Raw genomic sequence first — 16,464 nt, forward strand, 5'->3', positions numbered from 1 at the left:
GCGGAAACCATGGCGCGCGATGTAACCTACACCTCCTATCTCGACCTTGCCCGGATCCTGTCGGCGCAGCACCCCGCCTCCGCCGCGCATGATGAAATGCTGTTCATCATCGTCCATCAGGCGAGCGAATTATGGTTGAAGCTGTGCCTGCACGAGCTGCAGGCGGCCCGCGATCATATCGCGGGTGACGATCTGCGGCCGGCCTTCAAGATGCTGTCCCGCGTGGCCCGCGCGCAGAACCAGCTGATCAGCAGCTGGGATGTGCTCAGCACCATGACCCCGCATGATTATTCGCTGCTGCGCCCGCATCTGGGCACATCGTCCGGCTTCCAGTCGGCGCAGTACCGATTGATGGAATTCCTGCTCGGCGGGCGTAATCCCGACATGGTGACGATGCACGAGGCAACGCCCGAAGTGGCCGCCATGCTGCACGCGGAGATGGACCGGCCGAGCGTCTATGACGAAGCCGTCCGCCTGCTGGCGCGGCGCGGCTTTGCCATCCCCGAGCCGGTATTGCAGCGCGATGTGTCCGGGCGGTGGAGCGCCTCCGCCGAAGTCGAGGCTGCATGGGCGGAGGTTTATCGCCATCCGAACAAATATTGGGATCTTTACGAACTCGCGGAAAAGCTGGTCGATCTGGAATATCATTTCCAGCGCTGGCGGTTCGGCCATTTGAAAACCGTGGAGCGGATCATCGGGTTCAAGCGCGGCACCGGCGGCACAGCGGGTGTGGCCTATCTGGAAGGCGTGCTGAAGCAGGTGTTCTTTCCCGAACTCCTGTCGGTCAGGACGGCGATATGAGCAGCTGGAAATCCGCTCGCAGGATCTGGGATATCTCCCAGACCTTGCGCCCCGGCCTGCCGGTCTGGCCGGGCGATACCGAATTCGGGTTCGAGCGCACCTGGGACATGGCAGCGGGATCGTCGGTGAATGTCGCGCGGATGGTCATGAGCACGCATTCGGGCACCCACGGCGACGCACCGCTGCATTACGGGAACGATGCCGCGGATATCGCGTTGGTGGAACTGGACCCCTATATCGGCGAATGCCTGGTGGTCGATGCGCGCAGTGTTTCGGGCATGATCGGCGTCGGCGATTTGCCGAAGATCGAAAGCGCTGACCGTGTGCTGTTTCGTACTTACGAGACTTTTCCGCATGACGTCTGGCGCGAAGATTTTACCGCCATTTCCGCCGAGGCGATCCGCTGGCTGGCGGCGCAAGGGGTGAAGCTGATCGGCACCGACGCGCCCTCGGTCGATCCGCAGAATTCCAAATCGATCGAGGCGCACAAGGCGGTGCTGGAAGCCGACATGCGGATATTGGAAGGGCTGGTGCTGGATGGGGTAGAGGCGGGCCGGTATGAGCTGATTGCCCTTCCGCTGAAGATCGCGGGCGGCGATGCGGGGCTCACTCGCGCGATCCTGCGGGAACTGGCGGAATGACGCTGGAGGAAGCGCGCCGGCTGGATGCCGCCGATCCCTTACGCGAATATCGCGAACGCTTCTACCTGCCGGACGGGGTCATCTATCTCGACGGCAATTCGCTCGGCGCGCTGCCGAAGGATACGCCCGCGCGGCTGGAACGCGTGGTGCGCGGCGAATGGGGGGAAGGGCTGATCCGCAGCTGGAATGATGCAGACTGGATTACCCTGCCGCAGCGCGTCGGGGCGAAGATTGCTCCGCTGATCGGGGCCGGGGCGGACGAAGTGATCGTTTGTGACAGCGTATCGGTCAATCTGTTCAAACTGATCGGTGCGGCGCTGGCGATGCGTCCGGACCGCAAGGTGATCCTGTCCGAACCGGGCAATTTTCCGACCGATTTGTACATGATTGCGGGGCTGGAGGCGCAGGGTCTGGCGGAGCGGCGACTGGCCGCGCCGGATGATCTCGAGGCCGCGCTGGACGGCGATGTAGCGCTGCTGATGCTGACCCATGTCCATTACAAGACCGGCCGCACGCACGACATGGTCCGGCTGACGCGGGCCGCACAGGCTGCGGGCGCGCTGGTGCTGTGGGATTTGTCGCATAGCGGCGGCGCGGTGCCGGTCGACCTGACCGGCTGCAATGCGGATTTCGCGGTCGGCTGTGGGTATAAATATCTCAATGGCGGGCCGGGCGCGCCCGCCTATGCCTATGTGGCCCGGCGGCACCATGAGGCGTTGTCGCAGCCCCTGACCGGCTGGATGGGCCATGCCGCGCCCTTCGCCTTTACCGATGATTACGCCCCCGCGCCGGGCGTCACCCGCTTGCTGGCGGGCACTCCGGGAATTCTCGGGATTGCCGCGCTGGAGGTCGGAGTCGATCTGATCGCCGAGATCGGGATCGACCGGCTCGCGGCGAAATCGCGCAAGCTGAGCGAATTTTTCCGTAAGTGCGTGGCCGAGCAGGTGCCCGACCTCGAACTCGTCAGCCCGGCGGAACCGCTGGCGCGCGGCAGCCAATTGTCCTTCCGGCACGCGCAAGCCTACGCGATCTGCCAGGCACTGATCGCCCGCGGCATCATCGGCGACTTCCGCGATCCCGATATCCTGAGGTTTGGATTCGCTCCCGCCTATGTGTCGTTCGAGGATGTGTTCTTGGCGGCGGAAGGTCTGGCTGACATCATCGCCACCCGCGCATGGAACAGGCCGGAGTTTCAGCAGCGCGCGGCGGTGACGTGAAGGAAGCGGGACGCACGCCTGCTATGTTGTGGAAAGAAGACGCTCGCGGCGCATTTACTCTCATAAAAGCTTGCGATACGCCCACCGCATGGAAGACGAGAAAGAAGTCTGGGCACCTCCCCGATGGAGGGTGCAACTCGCCTTTGCGACCGTGCCGGGCATCGCCGCAATAGCATTGGCCGCGGCTCAACCCTTATACTCTGGCTTAGACGATTATTTCGAACGGGTTTGGCGAACTGCGTTAGTCCTTGCGATTTTCGCGTATCCGCTAGGCCTAATCTTTGGACTGCCGACCTATCTAGTTCTGCGCGACAAGGTCAAGCCTACGTCACTAAACTGCACGCTTGCAGGCGCACTTGTTGCGGCAGCGCCTTGGATGATCTTTGCATTCCTACCCCCTTCTGCTGATCAGGCAAGCATAGGCGGAAGGGCGACCGTAGTGAATGGAACTACAACAGCATACGGCCATCTGGTCGCATTGCAGTTTGTCGGCATTATCGCACTTTGCGGTGCCGTTGCGGGATTTCTGTTCTGGCTTATTGCAGCCGCACGGCGGAAGGTCCGCTAATGGGTCGTTACCCGATCTAACCCCTCAAGCCTCCAGCTCGATGTCCCAATAGAGCCAGTCGCGCCAGGTCTCGTGCAGGAAGTTGGGCGGGAAGGCTTTGCCGCGTTGTTGCAATTGCCAGTTGGTCGGGCGGATCGGGGTGACATGCGGCATATGCGCCTGTTTGGGCGTGCGCCCGCCTTTCTTCATGTTGCACGGAGCGCAGGCGGCGACGATGTTTTCCCAGCTGGTCCGGCCGCCGAGACGGCGCGGGATCACGTGGTCGAAGGTCAGATGGTGGTTGTCGCCGCAATATTGGCAAGTGAACCGGTCGCGCAGGAACACGTTGAACCGGGTGAAGGCGGGAAACTCGCTCGGTCTGACATATTGCTTGAGCGCAATGACCGAGGGGATCTTCATGTCAAGCGAGGGGGAGTGGACTTCCCGGTCATAGCTGGCGACCACGTCCACACGGTCGAGGAATATCGCCTTGATCGCGGTTTGCCACGGCCACAGGCTCAGCGGGTAATAGGACAGCGGCGTGTAATCGGCATTGAGCACGAGCGCCGGACAGCCCGCGACATTCCGTGTCGGATCTTCTGCGGCACTGCGAAAACGGGCCGCCCGTTCCATCAATTCGGCTTTGAACACGGCTGGTTCTTCTCCCGATTTGTTGCATGGGAGCATTTGCGGCAAAAAGCGTCAACCCTGTGACAGCGGCTGAATCCCCAGAACTTTATACCTCAATAGTGTTTTGCCGGTCCCGGAGCATTCGCCTAGAGCGGGGCATTCGCCATGGTAACCACCCGTTTCGCCCCCAGCCCCAATGGCCCGCTCCACCTTGGCCACGCCTATTCGGCGATTGTTGCGCATGATCTGGCGCGCGCGGCTGGCGGGCGGTTCCTGCTGCGGGTGGAGGATATCGACGGTATCCGCAGCAAGCCGGAGCTGGCGGCAGAATTCCGCGCCGACCTGGCGTGGCTGGGTCTGGAATGGACCGAGGTGCCCGCACAATCCTCCCGCCTCGCCAGCTATGACGACGCTGCGCAGCGGCTCAAGGACATGGGGTTGCTGTATCCGTGCATTTGTACCCGTGCCGAAATCGCCGCTGCCGCAAGCGAGATCGGGCCGGAGGGGCCGGTCTATCCGGGCACCTGCCGCGGGAAAAACATTCCCGGCGAGGGTGCTGCGTGGCGGCTGGATGTCGCACAGGCGCAGGCGCGAACCGGCCCGCTTTACTGGACGGCTAATCTGGCAGGCGAGCAGCGCGCCGTTCCCGAACAGACCGGCGATGTCGTGCTGCTGCGCAAGGATGCACCCGCCAGCTACCACCTTGCCGCCACGCTCGACGATGCACGCGACGGGGTCACGCTGGTGACCCGCGGGCGCGACCTGTTCGGCGCGACGCATATCCACCGGCTGCTGCAGGAATTGCTCGGCCTGCCTGTGCCCCGTTGGCATCACCACCCGCTGTTGGTGGACGGTAGCGGCACCAAGTTGGCAAAGCGGCGCGGATCGCCTTCGCTGGCGGACCGCAGGCTGGCGGGGGATGACGGCGAGAAACTTGCGCGCGATCTTCGGCGGAACCGCTTTCCTGCTGGTATTTCGCTTGGCCGAGCCTAAGTAGGCTGTATGCAAACATTCCTCATCATCGCGCTCGTGATCCTGTGCATTCTGGTCGTGGTTTCGCTGGTTCGCGGGATCGTCGCCTTTCTCAGGACGACCAAGATCGATATCGAGAACGGAACGTCGGACAATCTGATCGAAATGCAGACCATGCAGAACAGGATGATGTTCAACCGGATAAAGTATCAGGGCCTGGCGGTGCTGGTCGTCGCGATCATCCTCGCTTTCGCCCGCTGAGGCGTTAACCGCCCGGTGGTCAAACTCAACAAGATCTACACCCGCACCGGCGATGATGGATCGACCGGCCTGGTCGACGGTTCGCGGCAGGCCAAACACGCCGCGCGGATCGAGGCGATCGGCGCGGTCGACGAAGCCAACAGCGCGATCGGGCTCGCAGCCATTGCGCTCGCGAACACCGATCACGCCCAGTCGCTGTTTCGCATCCAGAACGACATGTTCGATCTGGGGGCCGATCTGGCGACTCCGCTGGGCGAAGTTGGCGGGAAGGATTTCGAGCCGTCGCCAATGGTTCTTAGGGTCGTTCCGGCGCAGGCGGAGTGGATCGAACAGGCCATCGACAGCCTGAACGAGCGGCTTGAACCCCTCACCAGCTTTGTTCTTCCCGGCGGATCGGAAGCCGCCGCCCTGGTCCATGTGGCGCGCGCTTCGGTGCGGTCTGCCGAGCGCCGGGTCACTGCGCTGGCTGCCGCGGAACCGGTCAATCCGGCGGCGCTCGCCTATGTCAACCGCCTGTCCGATTATCTGTTCGTGCTGGCGCGGATCGCCAATGATGATGGCGCGGCGGATGTGAAATGGGTTCCCGGCGCCAATCGCTGAGGTGAACGGAAGCGCTGATGGTGGACTAGGCAGACCTCCCTCCACCCGCTAACAGGCGTTTTTGCTGCAGTTGCGAAGGACGGATGGGATGCAAAGAATTGCTGTTATTGGCGCGGGCCAGATGGGTTCCGGCATCGCCCAGACGATTGCCCAGCACGGCATGGATGTGCTGCTGTCCGACCGGGACATTTCCATCTCCGAAAAGGCCAAGACTGGTATCGAGCAGGCGCTGGGCCGCCTGGTCGGGAAGGGCAAGATCGAAATTGCCGATGCGGAGGCCGCACTCGCGAGAATTACGCCGATCGCCGACTATGCGCCAATGGCCGACGCCCACCTGATTATCGAAGCGGCGACTGAGAACGAGGCAATCAAGCAGGCGATTTTCGGCGAAGCGGGCAAGGTGCTGGCGGGCGACGCAATCATGGCCAGCAACACCAGTTCGATCCCGATTACGCGGATGGCCAATTTCACGCCCGATCCGGCGCGCTTCATCGGGCTGCATTTCTTCAACCCCGTTCCGGTGATGGGCCTGATCGAGATTATCCCCGGCCTTGCCACCAGCGCCGACACCACCGCCCGCACCCGCAGCTTTGCCGAAAGCCTGGGCAAACAAGTGGTGGAAGTGCAGGACGAGCCGGGTTTCGTGGTCAACCGCATCCTGATCCCGATGCTCAACGAAGCGGCCTTTGTGCTGGGGCAGGGAACCGCCAGCATCGAGGATATCGACAAGGGCTGCCGGATCGGCCTGAACCATCCGATGGGGCCGCTGGCGCTGGCGGATTTCGTCGGCCTCGACACCGTGCTCGATATCGTCCGAATTTTGCAGGCGACCACCGGCGATGCGAAATACCGGCCCGCACCGTTACTGGTCAAATATGTCGAGGCGGGCTGGCTGGGCCGCAAGACCGGCCGCGGGTTCTATGACTACACCGGCGAGGAGCCGGTTCCGACCCGCTGACGGTGAGGCAGCAGCAGGTTTCGTGGAACAGGCAGCCTTCGCCGGTGGTTGACCGGGTGAAGGAGACTCTCACCATGCCCCATCACGATCAGAACGACGAGAAGATCAAGTCGCAGGAACAGCGGCAGGGCGATTTCGCGCCCGAAACCCACAATGATGAGCAGGACGATCATCGCTCGCAGGCCCAGGAAGTCGCCCGGCAGGCGCGGGACCGGGCCGATTCGGGCAGCCCGACCGAAAGCCGCAAGGATCCGGGCACGAACGATCCGATGGGCGATTCGACGCAGGACACCATTGATCACATGCGCGACATGGAGAGCAGCGGACGGATTGATATGGATGCGTTTGAAGGCGAACCCAATCACGACGACAATGTCGATGAACTTGGTCCCGAGCGGAAAGTCGATGATTTACGCGGTGACGGGACCTAGTCCGCCCCGGACTATCGCATGATCCAGAGCGCGGCGATCAACACGCCCGCGCCGACCGACACGCCGTAGGCCATCCAGCGCAATTTGGGCAGGTCCGGCCTGGTTACGGCGTGGGAAGAAAGTCGATCGAGCGAGCGACCAATACGGCGTTCCGCGCCGATCGCAATCAAGATAGCCATGGTAATGAACAGGGTCGCGATTCCCCGCGCGAGCCAGGGTGGTTCGAGCTCGCCGAACAGGGCCCGGAATCCCAGACCGATCCCGATGGCGGCGAAGGCGGTCCGCAACCATCCGGCATAGGTCCGCTCCAGCGCCAGGATCGTACGATCCTCGGCCCAATCCGTGCGGTGAGCCGCCAATTCATCGTTCTTGCTTTCGGGTCTTCCCCCGGTGTCGGCTGGAGATTCTGAGGCTTTGCCGGTATCAGTCATCTTCGATGTACATAATTACATCGCCTTGTTCTTCAACATTTTCGGCTGCGGGTGAGGGATCAATGTCGGGAGCGGGGTCGATTCCCCTTGTGTCATCGATCAACTCTTCATCGGACATGAATCCGCTGACAGGCTGTTCGTCCGGTGTGGGTTCCGCGCTCGAATCGGCCTGAGAAAGTTCACCGGCCTGTATCTGCAATTCACTCTTTGTTTCGGTCAGTTCGTCCGCCGCCAAAAGCAGTGCTCCGTGGTCGTCCTCGCCGCCGATCAGGCTGACGGCGCCCAAGACGGACAGGCACACGAAAATGAGGGCGCCCCAGCGGTTCTTGAACATGTATCCACGCATCCCGCGACATTGGCAGATGAGCGTTAAGCTTCGGTTTCGTTCACCAGCCGCTTTAGGGAATAGAGGATATCCAGCGCCTCGCGCGGGCTGAGCGCATCCACGTCGAGCAAATCCAGTTTTTGCCGGACGGGGTCTATCCGATCTTCGTGGAGCGCGTGCGCCGCGGCGGCGAACAGCGGCAGGTCGCCCAGTCCTGCGGCAAGACCGCCGGTTTCCGACCGTGCCTGCTCCAGCCGGTCGAGCACCGACCGCGCGCGCGATACGACTTCGCGGGGAACGCCGGCCAGTTTCGCGACTGCCAGCCCGTAGCTCCGGTCCGCGGGCCCTTCCGCCAATTCGTGCAGCAGCACCAGCTCCCCCCGCCATTCGCGCGCCCGGACGTGGTGGAGCGTCAGGGCATCGCAGCTTTCGGCAAGCCGGGACAGTTCGTGATAATGCGTCGCAAACAGGCAGCGCGACTTGTTGCGGCTGTGGACTGCCTCGACCACGGCCCATGCGAGCGCCAGGCCGTCATAGGTCGAGGTCCCGCGCCCAACCTCGTCCAAGATCACGAAGCTGCGCTCGCCCGCCTGCGCAAGGATGGCGGCCGTCTCGACCATCTCGACCATGAAGGTCGACCGGCCGCGAGCGAGATTGTCGGACGCGCCGACCCGGCTGAACAGCTTGTCAACCAGGCCGATCGTTGCGCTATCTGCCGGAACATAGCCGCCCGCCTGCGCCAGAACGACTATCAGAGCGTTCTGGCGCAGGAACGTCGATTTACCGCCCATGTTGGGGCCGCCGATCAACCATAGCCGGTCGTCATGCGACAAATTGCAGTCGTTGGCGACGAAGCGCTCGCCCGATCCCGATTTCGCGCCCGCGAGCGCCGCCTCGACCACGGGATGGCGGCCCGCTTCGATCGAGAGAGTAGTGTCCTCGGTAATTCTCGGCCGGCACCAGCCGCCTTCGGCTGCTCGTTCCGCCTGCCCGGCCGCGACATCAATCCGGGCCAGCGCCGCGGCGGTATCGGCAATCCGCAGCCGCACCTCGACCACCCTCTCGGTCAAATCCTCGAAATGCGCTTCCTCTGCTGCCAGGGCATGCCCACCTGCCTCGGCAATCCGGCCCGCTTCCTCATGCAGGCCGAGTGAATTGAAGCGGACGGCACCGGCCATGGTCTGGCGGTGGGTAAAGCCGCTGTCCGGTGCCATCAGCAGATCGCCGTGCCTGGCGGGAACCTCAATGAAATAGCCGAGCACGCCATTGTGCCGGATCTTCAGCGCGGAAATTCCGGTTTCCTGCCGGTAACGGCCCTCCAGCGCCGCAATCGCCCGGCGGGCATTGCCGGAAATCCCGCGCAGTTCGTCCAGGGCTGCATCATAGCCTTCTGCGATGAACCCGCCTTGCGAGCGTTCCGTGGGCGGTGACACGACCAGTGCGCGCTGCATCAAATCGACCAACGCACCATGGCCGCCCATAGCGGGCAGTAATTGCTCTAGCAGGACGGGCCGATCAGGCTTGGCGGACAGGAAATCGCCGATCCGGCGCGCTTCCGCCAGCCCGTCACGGATCTGCCCGAGATCGCGCGGACTGCCTCGGCCTGCGACAACCCTCCCTAACGCCCGCCCGATGTCCGGCAAAGCGCGGAGGACCTCGCGCAAATCGGCGCGGAGCAAGGGATCGTCGTGCAGCCACTGGACCAGCGTCAGCCGGCTCTCGATGGCGCTGCGGTCCAGCAAGGGCGCTCCAAGATCATCCGCCAATTGCCGCGCACCTGCGCCGGTCACGCAGCGATCAACCGCCGCGATCAGGCTGCCAGCGCGGCTGCCCTGCTGGGAGGAGAGGATTTCCAGGCTGGTCCGGGTGGCTTCGTCCATTGCCAGCGAGGCCTGGCCGGAGCGCGCCGCGGGCGGTTGGACGAACGGCAAATTGCCGCGTCCGACATGTTCGAGATAAGCCACCAGCCCGCCTGCCGCGGCGAGCATGGCGCGGGTGAAGCTCCCGAACCCGTCCAGCGTGGCAACTCCATGAAGCGCTTTCAGGCGCGCTTCGCCCGCGTCGCTGCCGAAGTCCTCCCGCGGCCGCAGGACCGCGTCTTCGGGTGCCGTCTCCCACCCCTCCGGCGCAACCACTTCGCTCGCGCCCAGTCTGGCGAGCGCGGCTCCGGCGGTTTCCGGGGCGCATTCTTCCAGCTCCATCCGCCCGGTCGAGATATCGCACGCCGCAATGCCGATGGTCCCGCGAACTTCGCATACTGCCGTCAACACATTGGACCGGCGCGGTTCCAGCAGCGCATCTTCGGTCAAGGTGCCCGGGGTGACAAAGCGGACAATATCGCGCGCCACCAGCGCCTTGTACCCGCCGCGCTGCTTCGCTTCTTCGGGTGTTTCGACCTGTTCGGCGATGGCCACCCGGCACCCGGCCTTGATCAGCCGCGCCAGATACCCTTCCGCGGCATGCACAGGTACGCCGCACATCGCCACCGGCTGCCCGTCATGCTCCCCGCGGCTGGTCAACGCGATATCGAGGATGGCGGCGGCCTGCCGTGCATCGTCGAAGAACAATTCGAAGAAATCGCCCATACGGTAGAACAGCAGGCATCCTTCGGCCTCCCGCTTGAGCGCGAAATATTGCTGCATCATCGGTGTGGGGCCCTTGGCCCCGGTCGCCACCTTCGTACTCGCCATGCGCGCGGGCCTACGCGCAGTGCCGCCGATTCGGGAAGTCGGCGGGGGAAGCTTTCCCCTGTCGCTTGGCACTATCCTTGGTTGCGGGCCTCCGCTACGGACGAGGCGAACCCTTGCCCGAGCATAAGGGCCCGAGCATCTGGAGGACTAATTTGGCCGACGAGAAGCAGACCGGTTTCACCGCACGTGAAGCCCTGTTCTACCACGAAACCATCCGCCCGGGTAAAATCGAAATCATCGCCTCGAAGCCGATGGCGACGCAGCGCGACCTCAGCCTTGCCTATTCGCCCGGCGTCGCCGCCCCCGTCCAAGCGATTGCCGACGATCCCGCCAACGCCGCGAAATATACCGGACGGGCCAATCTGGTCGCGGTCATTACCAACGGCACGGCTATCCTCGGAATGGGCAATCTGGGCGCGCTGGCGGCCAAACCGGTGATGGAAGGTAAGGCGGTGCTGTTCAAACGCTTCGCCGATGTCGATGCGATCGATATCGAACTCGATACCGAAGACCCCGAAGCCTTCATCAACGCCGTCGCGCTGATGGAGCCCACCTTTGGCGGGATCAACCTCGAAGATATTGCGGCGCCGGAATGCTTCATTATCGAGCAGGCCTTGCGCGACCGGATGAACATCCCGATCATGCATGACGATCAGCACGGCACCGCGATCATCTCGGCAGCGGGCCTGATCAACGCCTGCCACCTGACCGGGCGCGATCTGAAAGATGTGAAGATCGTGGTGAATGGTGCGGGTGCGGCGGCGCTGGCCTGCACTGCGCTGATCAAGTCCATCGGGGTGCCGCATGAAAGCGTGATCGTGTGCGACCGGTCCGGCCCGATCTATCCCGGCCGCGAGAATGTCGACCAGTGGAAGAGCGCCCATGCGGTGCCGACCGAGGCGCGCACGCTGGAAGAAGCGCTGGACGGCGCGGATATCTTCCTCGGCCTTTCGGCGGCGGGCGCGCTGAAGCCGGAATGGGTGAAGAAAATGGCAGACCGGCCGATCATTTTCGCGATGGCCAACCCCGACCCCGAAATTACGCCCGACGATGCCAAGGCGGTGCGGCCGGACGCGATCATCGCAACGGGGCGTTCGGATTACCCCAACCAGGTCAATAATGTCCTTGGTTTCCCGTTCATCTTCCGCGGCGCGCTGGATGTCCAGGCGACAACCATCAACGAGGAGATGAAGGTTGCCGCAGCGCACGCAATTGCCGCGCTCGCCCGCCAGCGGGTGCCGGATGAAGTGGCTGCAGCCTATGGAATCAACCACAAGTTCGGGACCGATTACATCATTCCCGCTCCGTTCGATCCGCGGCTGATGGAAGTTGTGTCCGCCGCCGTCGCCAAAGCCGCAATGGATTCGGGCGTGGCGAAAGCCCCGATCGAGGATTTCGACGCTTACAAGCTGTCCTTGAAAGCGCGGCTCAACCCGACCACTTCGGTGCTGACCAACAGTTACGACATTGCCCGCGCCAACCCCCGACGGGTGGTGTTTGCAGAAGCGGAAGAGGATGTGGTGCTGCGGGCCGCGATCCAGTTCCGCGATTTCGGTTACGGCACCCCGGTGCTGGTTGGACGGACCAAGGCGGTGGCGGACAAGCTGCACATGCTCGGGGCGGATAATCCGGGGGATTTCGAAATCCAGAACTCGGCCGATTGCGAATTTGTCCCGGAAATGGTCGAGTTTCTGTACAAGCGCCTGCAGCGCAAGGGCTATACCGAGCGGGATGTGCGTCGGCTGGTCAACCAGGAACGCAATGTCTTTTCTGCCCTGCTGGTGGCGCTTGGTCACGGCGATGCGATGATCACCGGGGTAACCCGTACCTTTGCCCAGTCCGCCCGCGAAGTGAACCTCGTGCTCAACGCCAAGGAAGGCGAGCTGCCGTTCGGCATTCACATGATGATCGGCAAGAACCACACGACTTTTCTCGCCGACACCACGATCAACGAGCGGCCCTCAGCGGACGAGCTGGCCCATATCGCCCGGGAAACCGCCGCTGTGGCCCGCCGCATGGGCCATGAACCGCGCGTTGCGTTCCTGTCCTACTCCACTTTTGGCAACCCGAGCGGCAAATGGCTCGACACGATCCGCGGCGCCGTGGCGATCCTCGACAAGGAAGACCCCGGCTTCGAATACGAAGGCGAGATTGCACCGGATGCCGCGCTCAATCCCAAGGTGATGGCGCTCTATCCCTTCAGCCGTTTGTCGGCTCCGGCCAATGTGCTCGTAATGCCGGGCCTGCAATCGGCCAACCTCTCGGCCAAGCTGCTGCGCGAATTGGGCGGGGATGCCACCATCGGACCAATGCTGATCGGGATGGAAAAACCGGTCCAGATCGTGCCGATGACCGCCATTGCGCCCGAAGTGCTGACGCTGGCGGTCCTGGCGGCTGCCGGAGTTGTCGGCTAGCGCCTGCTCAGGTTGCGGCGTCGGCGGCGCGCGCGCGGGCCTGTGTCCGCCGATACCGGAAGTACCACATTTTAGTACAGAAAAACAACAACATATTGAATTAAAACTTTATAATTGGGTTTCTTGGGCCCCGTTTTTGCGGCTAGCAATCACCGGGCAATCACCGTTTGGAGCTCGACTTTTTCTCGGCCTGTGCTCTCTCAAGATTGAAGTGATTGGCGTCCCCTGTCTCAAACGCGGCGATGCACCTTAGCCAGAGCAAACGGCAGTTTCAGAATCTCATGATTGTCGCCGATGCGCGTCAAAGTGAAGCGTGTCAGATCCTGATGTCGATCCCCGGGGTTGGAACCATCACGGCCACCTCATTCGTGGCTGCTATCGAAGATCCAGATAATTTCCGAAAGTCTCGATCGGTAGCGGCTTGGCTTGGTCTAACAACACGTCGCTACCAATCTGGTGAGATTGATTATGATGGCCATATCTCACGGCGTGGGGACAAGCATCTGCGCGGGTTGCTCTACGAGGCCGCAGTGGTCATCCTAACCCGAAGCTTTGCGCAAAGTGGCCTGCGAATATGGGGGCTAAAGCTCAAGGAGCGGATCGGCTTTAAGCGCGCCGCGACAGCCTTGGCTCGCAAGTTGGCCGTCACCATGCATGCCATGTTGAAATCTGGAGAGCTTTTCGACCCGAGCATTGGCGCGGAAGCTTGATTATTCGGTCCTAGCGTTCATGAACTGAACGCATGGCCGTGTCCTTGCCGGGGACGTGAGCCGGGCCATTCCGCGAGGCCGGTTGCACCGCGCATTAGCTGAGTGCGTATCCTACATTGGAAGGCCCCTCCCGCGAAGCTCCATCATGCAGCAGCTTATGCTGACTGCGAAGACGAACCTGCTTCCCGGCATGCACATTAACAATCAACCGACACACTTACGACACGCACCGAAAAAAGGACTTGCATTATGACCCACGATTAGACGACCGGCCGCGGCCGGTCAGTGGTTCAGAATTATTGAACCAGTCATAGGCTGCGTTTTGGAAGGATGGCGGGACGTTGCAGGAAGCCGATCTGCGCCGGCGTACCTCCGATGGGGAGTATTTGTATTACTCAGCAGATATTGATAAATCGATGTCTTTGATACAAAGGCACTTTTAGTTTCAAACGTCGGAACCATGAATATCGCTGCGCGTCTGACGAATAGAGCAGGCCGTATCCGGACCACTTACTTGCCAGCTGGCATTAGACGCTGAAGCCTATGTTGGGGGGCGCATGACCTACTATCTTGGAATCGATGCGGGCGGCAGCCACTGCCGAAGCAGACTCGTTGATGCGCAGGGTGCCGTGCTGGGTATGGGCGAAACGGGGCCCGCCAACGCCCGGATCGGCATGGACAAGCTTTATGAAGTCCTGCTTGAGGTAACCCGGCAGGCGACCGACGCAGCCGGATTAACCGACGCCGATCTGGCCTCGGTCCACGCTGGGTTCGGGATTGCGGGCATATCCCGGCCAGGCATACGCGATACTATACAACAGCTCGATTTTCCGTTTGCCTCGGAGATTTTCGAAACCGACGGTGTGATCGCGAACCTGGGCGCGCATCGGGGCTGCGACGGCGCCACTTTGATCCTGGGGACGGGCAGCGTCGCGCAGATAAGGGTGAACGGCATCGATTTCGCGATTGGTGGCTACGGTTTTCCTATATCCGACGAGGGCAGTGGGGCCGCGCTTGGCCTGTCGGCGGTACGCCACGCGCTGCGCGCGCTCGACGGCCGCAGCGCACGTACGGCCCTAGGTTTGGCGGTCGCCGACCGTTTCGGGCAATCGGTCCCGAAGGCGATCGAGTGGATGGACCGTGCCGTGCCTCGCGACTACGCCGCCATTGCCCCATTGGTGATGGAATTCGCAGAGACCGGTGATTCGGTCGCCCGGTCGATCGTGGAGGATGCTGCGCAGCATGTAGAGCGCTTCATCGAGACCATTTTTGAGCGCGGCGCCCCCCGCTGCGCTCTTGTCGGTGGGATCGGGCCTCGCATGAAGAATTGGCTCCGAGCGCGGACCGTTGAGAAGCTTTGCGATCCTAAGGGGGATCCGCTGGACGGGGCGCTGCAACTCGCAGGCTTTAAGCACCCTACTGCGGCCTGACCTCCTCGTCGGTCATCAGGTCGGCGTTCTGACTAGAATGATGGAAGCGGTAATTCGCGGCAGCGAGGGTCAGCCTTGTCGCAGTCCGGCGATATGCCATCGATCCATGTCCGCACCATACGCCTGTGATCGTTGAAGTATTGTTATGCGGGACACCTCATTGATTGGATTAACTAGCCATTCCTAGGCGCTGGGCCTCGGCGATCCCGATTCCTGTCATGTAAGTCACGTATCCAAGTCAGCAGCTCGCCCCAGCTGCGCGAAACTATTCAAGTGCATTCACCTCGAATGTGCTGCCGGTACGCATGTTGTCCTTCACCGGTTCGCTTTGCTGGTAACCGGCACGAATAAACTTACCCGTCAGGCGCCGGAAATCACACAGCGCGAATCTCCCAGCGGACCGCAAGATATATCCCTCGCTGCCGGATGTGCCGCTCTCGCGCCACGCGCGGTCAATCGCGTCGCGGCACAGCGGCCCCTCATACAACAACGGGACACGCGCTATACCCGCGCGGTCAAGAAACGCACATGTTGCCGGCCATCCCAGGCAGACGTTTTTCTCGTTCCAGACTGAAAATGCCATGAAATAACTTGGCAATGCCCGATAGCCGACGGTATGCCGAACGAAGAGATACTCGCCGCAAACGCGCCAGTCTTCAGGGATTTGCCAGCGCACCCTTTCCCAAAAACCGTCCAACCAGATGCGGCTTTCATGGGGAATGCGGGACACGGTGCGGGTATGGAGAAAGTCGCGATATAAAGACACGTTTTCGCCGTCCATCTTCTCCGTCGCGATCACCGGCCCGTTTTCAAGCGGGGCGAGAGATGCCAGAAGACGGTCACCAACCCCGACGACATCCGACCAGGGCAGTACGAAGGTTCGGGGATATTTTACGAAGGGTGTAAAGCATTGCAGCATATCGCCGATTTCCAGCCAGTGCCTCGCCTGTTCGTCGAAGAAAAGCTCTCCGCGCGCACGGCGGCCGTCGGAAAGCAGGACATTGCCCCATCTGTCATACCGCTCCACTGCGTGGAGTTGGGGCGGCACGGGACGCTCGCCAATACCCGCCGCGGTCAGAATATCTTCCACATCGAGCCGCGTCGTCAATGCATCCTCTTTATGTGCAGAGCACAAGGTAACCAGATTATCCGCGAAATCAGGGTTATCGTCCCACAGGCGTTCACAGAATACATGCAGAACCTCGTCAGCCGGAACAGAACATACCACGCAGCGATGGCCATCGCGCTTCAATATTCCTGCCCGAAGCGCGAAACCTGCGTCGCCATCTTCTGCCATGCGCCCGTCACCCGAATGATGTTGTCAACAATTGGTCTTATACATATATTGTCCATTAGCGTGAAGCTATAGACAAGTGGCTGTGCAGCATGACCGCATTCATTCCACG

At 62.0% G+C, this 16,464-nt stretch carries 16 protein-coding genes and 1 pseudogene; 12 read left to right on the forward strand and 5 right to left on the reverse strand.

From position 1 onward, the window contains the following. Positions 1-9: 9 nt before the first annotated feature. The 4 genes from U0988_RS13290 to U0988_RS13305 all read left to right on the forward strand — a co-directional run bounded on the left by U0988_RS13290 (position 10) and on the right by U0988_RS13305 (position 3,227). Positions 10-801: a tryptophan 2,3-dioxygenase gene (locus U0988_RS13290; protein WP_322293105.1), complete on the forward strand. Its 792-nt coding sequence runs from the start codon at positions 10-12 to the stop codon at positions 799-801. After that, positions 798-1,442, forward strand: coding sequence for an arylformamidase (gene kynB / locus U0988_RS13295; protein WP_322293106.1), 645 nt, complete (start codon positions 798-800; stop codon positions 1,440-1,442). Before U0988_RS13290 ends, kynB begins: the two co-directional genes overlap by 4 nt. Then, positions 1,439-2,659, forward strand: coding sequence for a kynureninase (kynU, locus tag U0988_RS13300; RefSeq protein ID WP_322293107.1), 1,221 nt, complete (start codon positions 1,439-1,441; stop codon positions 2,657-2,659). The genes kynB and kynU overlap by 4 nt, the downstream gene beginning before the upstream one ends. Positions 2,660-2,747: 88 nt before the next feature. After that, complete coding sequence (locus U0988_RS13305) at positions 2,748-3,227, forward strand: hypothetical protein (protein WP_322293108.1); 480 nt, start codon at positions 2,748-2,750, stop codon at positions 3,225-3,227. Positions 3,228-3,251: 24 nt separating this feature from the next. Here the strand turns inward: U0988_RS13305 and U0988_RS13310 are convergent, their stop codons facing one another. After that, positions 3,252-3,857, reverse strand: coding sequence for an HNH endonuclease (locus U0988_RS13310; protein WP_322293109.1), 606 nt, complete (start codon positions 3,855-3,857; stop codon positions 3,252-3,254). 144 nt (positions 3,858-4,001) lie between these two features. Here U0988_RS13310 and gluQRS point away from each other — a divergent pair, with 144 nt between their 5' ends. The 5 genes from gluQRS to U0988_RS13335 all read left to right on the forward strand — a co-directional run bounded on the left by gluQRS (position 4,002) and on the right by U0988_RS13335 (position 7,058). Continuing rightward, positions 4,002-4,829, forward strand: a complete 828-nt coding sequence (gluQRS, locus tag U0988_RS13315; protein WP_322293110.1) for a tRNA glutamyl-Q(34) synthetase GluQRS — start codon at positions 4,002-4,004, stop codon at positions 4,827-4,829. A gap of 9 nt (positions 4,830-4,838) precedes the next feature. Further along, positions 4,839-5,069 (forward strand): HIG1 domain-containing protein, encoded by a 231-nt coding sequence (locus tag U0988_RS13320; RefSeq protein WP_322293111.1) that lies wholly within the window; start codon positions 4,839-4,841, stop codon positions 5,067-5,069. Positions 5,070-5,084: 15 nt separating this feature from the next. After that, the gene (locus U0988_RS13325) at positions 5,085-5,669 is read left to right on the forward strand and encodes a cob(I)yrinic acid a,c-diamide adenosyltransferase (protein WP_322293112.1); all 585 of its coding nucleotides are present in this window, start codon (positions 5,085-5,087) and stop codon (positions 5,667-5,669) included. Positions 5,670-5,757: 88 nt separating this feature from the next. Then, positions 5,758-6,627 carry a 3-hydroxyacyl-CoA dehydrogenase family protein gene (locus tag U0988_RS13330; protein ID WP_322293113.1) on the forward strand — a complete coding sequence of 290 codons (870 nt, stop codon included), beginning with the start codon at positions 5,758-5,760 and terminating at the stop codon, positions 6,625-6,627. Positions 6,628-6,701: 74 nt separating this feature from the next. Further along, positions 6,702-7,058 carry a hypothetical protein gene (locus U0988_RS13335; RefSeq protein WP_322293114.1) on the forward strand — a complete coding sequence of 119 codons (357 nt, stop codon included), beginning with the start codon at positions 6,702-6,704 and terminating at the stop codon, positions 7,056-7,058. Between the two features lie 11 nt (positions 7,059-7,069). On the opposite strand, the gene U0988_RS13340 is transcribed toward U0988_RS13335, so the two are convergent. From U0988_RS13340 to mutS, 3 genes are read right to left on the reverse strand one after another with little or no spacing between them, the layout of a single operon-like run. Continuing rightward, positions 7,070-7,489: a DUF202 domain-containing protein gene (locus tag U0988_RS13340; protein ID WP_322293115.1), complete on the reverse strand. Its 420-nt coding sequence runs from the start codon at positions 7,487-7,489 to the stop codon at positions 7,070-7,072. After that, complete coding sequence (locus U0988_RS13345) at positions 7,482-7,823, reverse strand: hypothetical protein (protein ID WP_322293116.1); 342 nt, start codon at positions 7,821-7,823, stop codon at positions 7,482-7,484. The genes U0988_RS13340 and U0988_RS13345 overlap by 8 nt, the downstream gene beginning before the upstream one ends. Before the next feature lie 35 nt (positions 7,824-7,858). Next, a complete protein-coding gene (gene mutS, locus U0988_RS13350; protein ID WP_322293143.1) occupies positions 7,859-10,459 on the reverse strand; it encodes a DNA mismatch repair protein MutS in 2,601 nt (866 codons plus the stop codon). 197 nt (positions 10,460-10,656) lie between these two features. Between mutS and U0988_RS13355 the strand changes: the two genes are divergently transcribed. The 3 genes and pseudogenes from U0988_RS13355 (at position 10,657) to U0988_RS13365 (ending at position 15,058) form a co-directional block, all read left to right on the forward strand. Beyond that, the gene (locus tag U0988_RS13355) at positions 10,657-12,918 is read left to right on the forward strand and encodes an NADP-dependent malic enzyme (RefSeq protein WP_322293117.1); all 2,262 of its coding nucleotides are present in this window, start codon (positions 10,657-10,659) and stop codon (positions 12,916-12,918) included. Positions 12,919-13,202: 284 nt separating this feature from the next. Next, a pseudogene (locus U0988_RS13360) lies at positions 13,203-13,628 on the forward strand (transposase); the annotation flags it as partial. Positions 13,629-14,185: 557 nt separating this feature from the next. Beyond that, complete coding sequence (locus U0988_RS13365) at positions 14,186-15,058, forward strand: BadF/BadG/BcrA/BcrD ATPase family protein (RefSeq protein ID WP_322293118.1); 873 nt, start codon at positions 14,186-14,188, stop codon at positions 15,056-15,058. 265 nt (positions 15,059-15,323) lie between these two features. Here the strand turns inward: U0988_RS13365 and U0988_RS13370 are convergent, their stop codons facing one another. After that, a complete protein-coding gene (locus U0988_RS13370) occupies positions 15,324-16,355 on the reverse strand; it encodes an RNA ligase family protein (protein ID WP_322293119.1) in 1,032 nt (343 codons plus the stop codon). Positions 16,356-16,464: the final 109 nt, after the last annotated feature.

Source organism: Allopontixanthobacter sp. (genome assembly GCF_034376665.1).
In the GTDB taxonomy this organism is placed as follows: domain Bacteria; phylum Pseudomonadota; class Alphaproteobacteria; order Sphingomonadales; family Sphingomonadaceae; genus Allopontixanthobacter.

Excerpts from the sequence above, each read along its gene's own strand:
- U0988_RS13320 (WP_322293111.1), top strand. The coding sequence starts at position 4,839 with ATGCAAACATTCCTCATCATCGCGCTCGTGATCCTGTGCATTCTGGTC.
- gluQRS (WP_322293110.1), top strand. The coding sequence starts at position 4,002 with ATGGTAACCACCCGTTTCGCCCCCAGCCCCAATGGCCCGCTCCACCTT.
- U0988_RS13290 (WP_322293105.1), top strand. The coding sequence starts at position 10 with ATGGCGCGCGATGTAACCTACACCTCCTATCTCGACCTTGCCCGGATC.
- kynB (WP_322293106.1), top strand. The coding sequence starts at position 798 with ATGAGCAGCTGGAAATCCGCTCGCAGGATCTGGGATATCTCCCAGACC.
- mutS (WP_322293143.1), bottom strand. The coding sequence starts at position 10,459 with ATGATGCAGCAATATTTCGCGCTCAAGCGGGAGGCCGAAGGATGCCTG.
- U0988_RS13340 (WP_322293115.1), bottom strand. The coding sequence starts at position 7,489 with ATGACTGATACCGGCAAAGCCTCAGAATCTCCAGCCGACACCGGGGGA.
- kynU (WP_322293107.1), top strand. The coding sequence starts at position 1,439 with ATGACGCTGGAGGAAGCGCGCCGGCTGGATGCCGCCGATCCCTTACGC.
- U0988_RS13335 (WP_322293114.1), top strand. The coding sequence starts at position 6,702 with ATGCCCCATCACGATCAGAACGACGAGAAGATCAAGTCGCAGGAACAG.
- U0988_RS13365 (WP_322293118.1), top strand. The coding sequence starts at position 14,186 with ATGACCTACTATCTTGGAATCGATGCGGGCGGCAGCCACTGCCGAAGC.
- U0988_RS13330 (WP_322293113.1), top strand. The coding sequence starts at position 5,758 with ATGCAAAGAATTGCTGTTATTGGCGCGGGCCAGATGGGTTCCGGCATC.
- U0988_RS13370 (WP_322293119.1), bottom strand. The coding sequence starts at position 16,355 with ATGGCAGAAGATGGCGACGCAGGTTTCGCGCTTCGGGCAGGAATATTG.
- U0988_RS13345 (WP_322293116.1), bottom strand. The coding sequence starts at position 7,823 with ATGTTCAAGAACCGCTGGGGCGCCCTCATTTTCGTGTGCCTGTCCGTC.
- U0988_RS13305 (WP_322293108.1), top strand. The coding sequence starts at position 2,748 with ATGGAAGACGAGAAAGAAGTCTGGGCACCTCCCCGATGGAGGGTGCAA.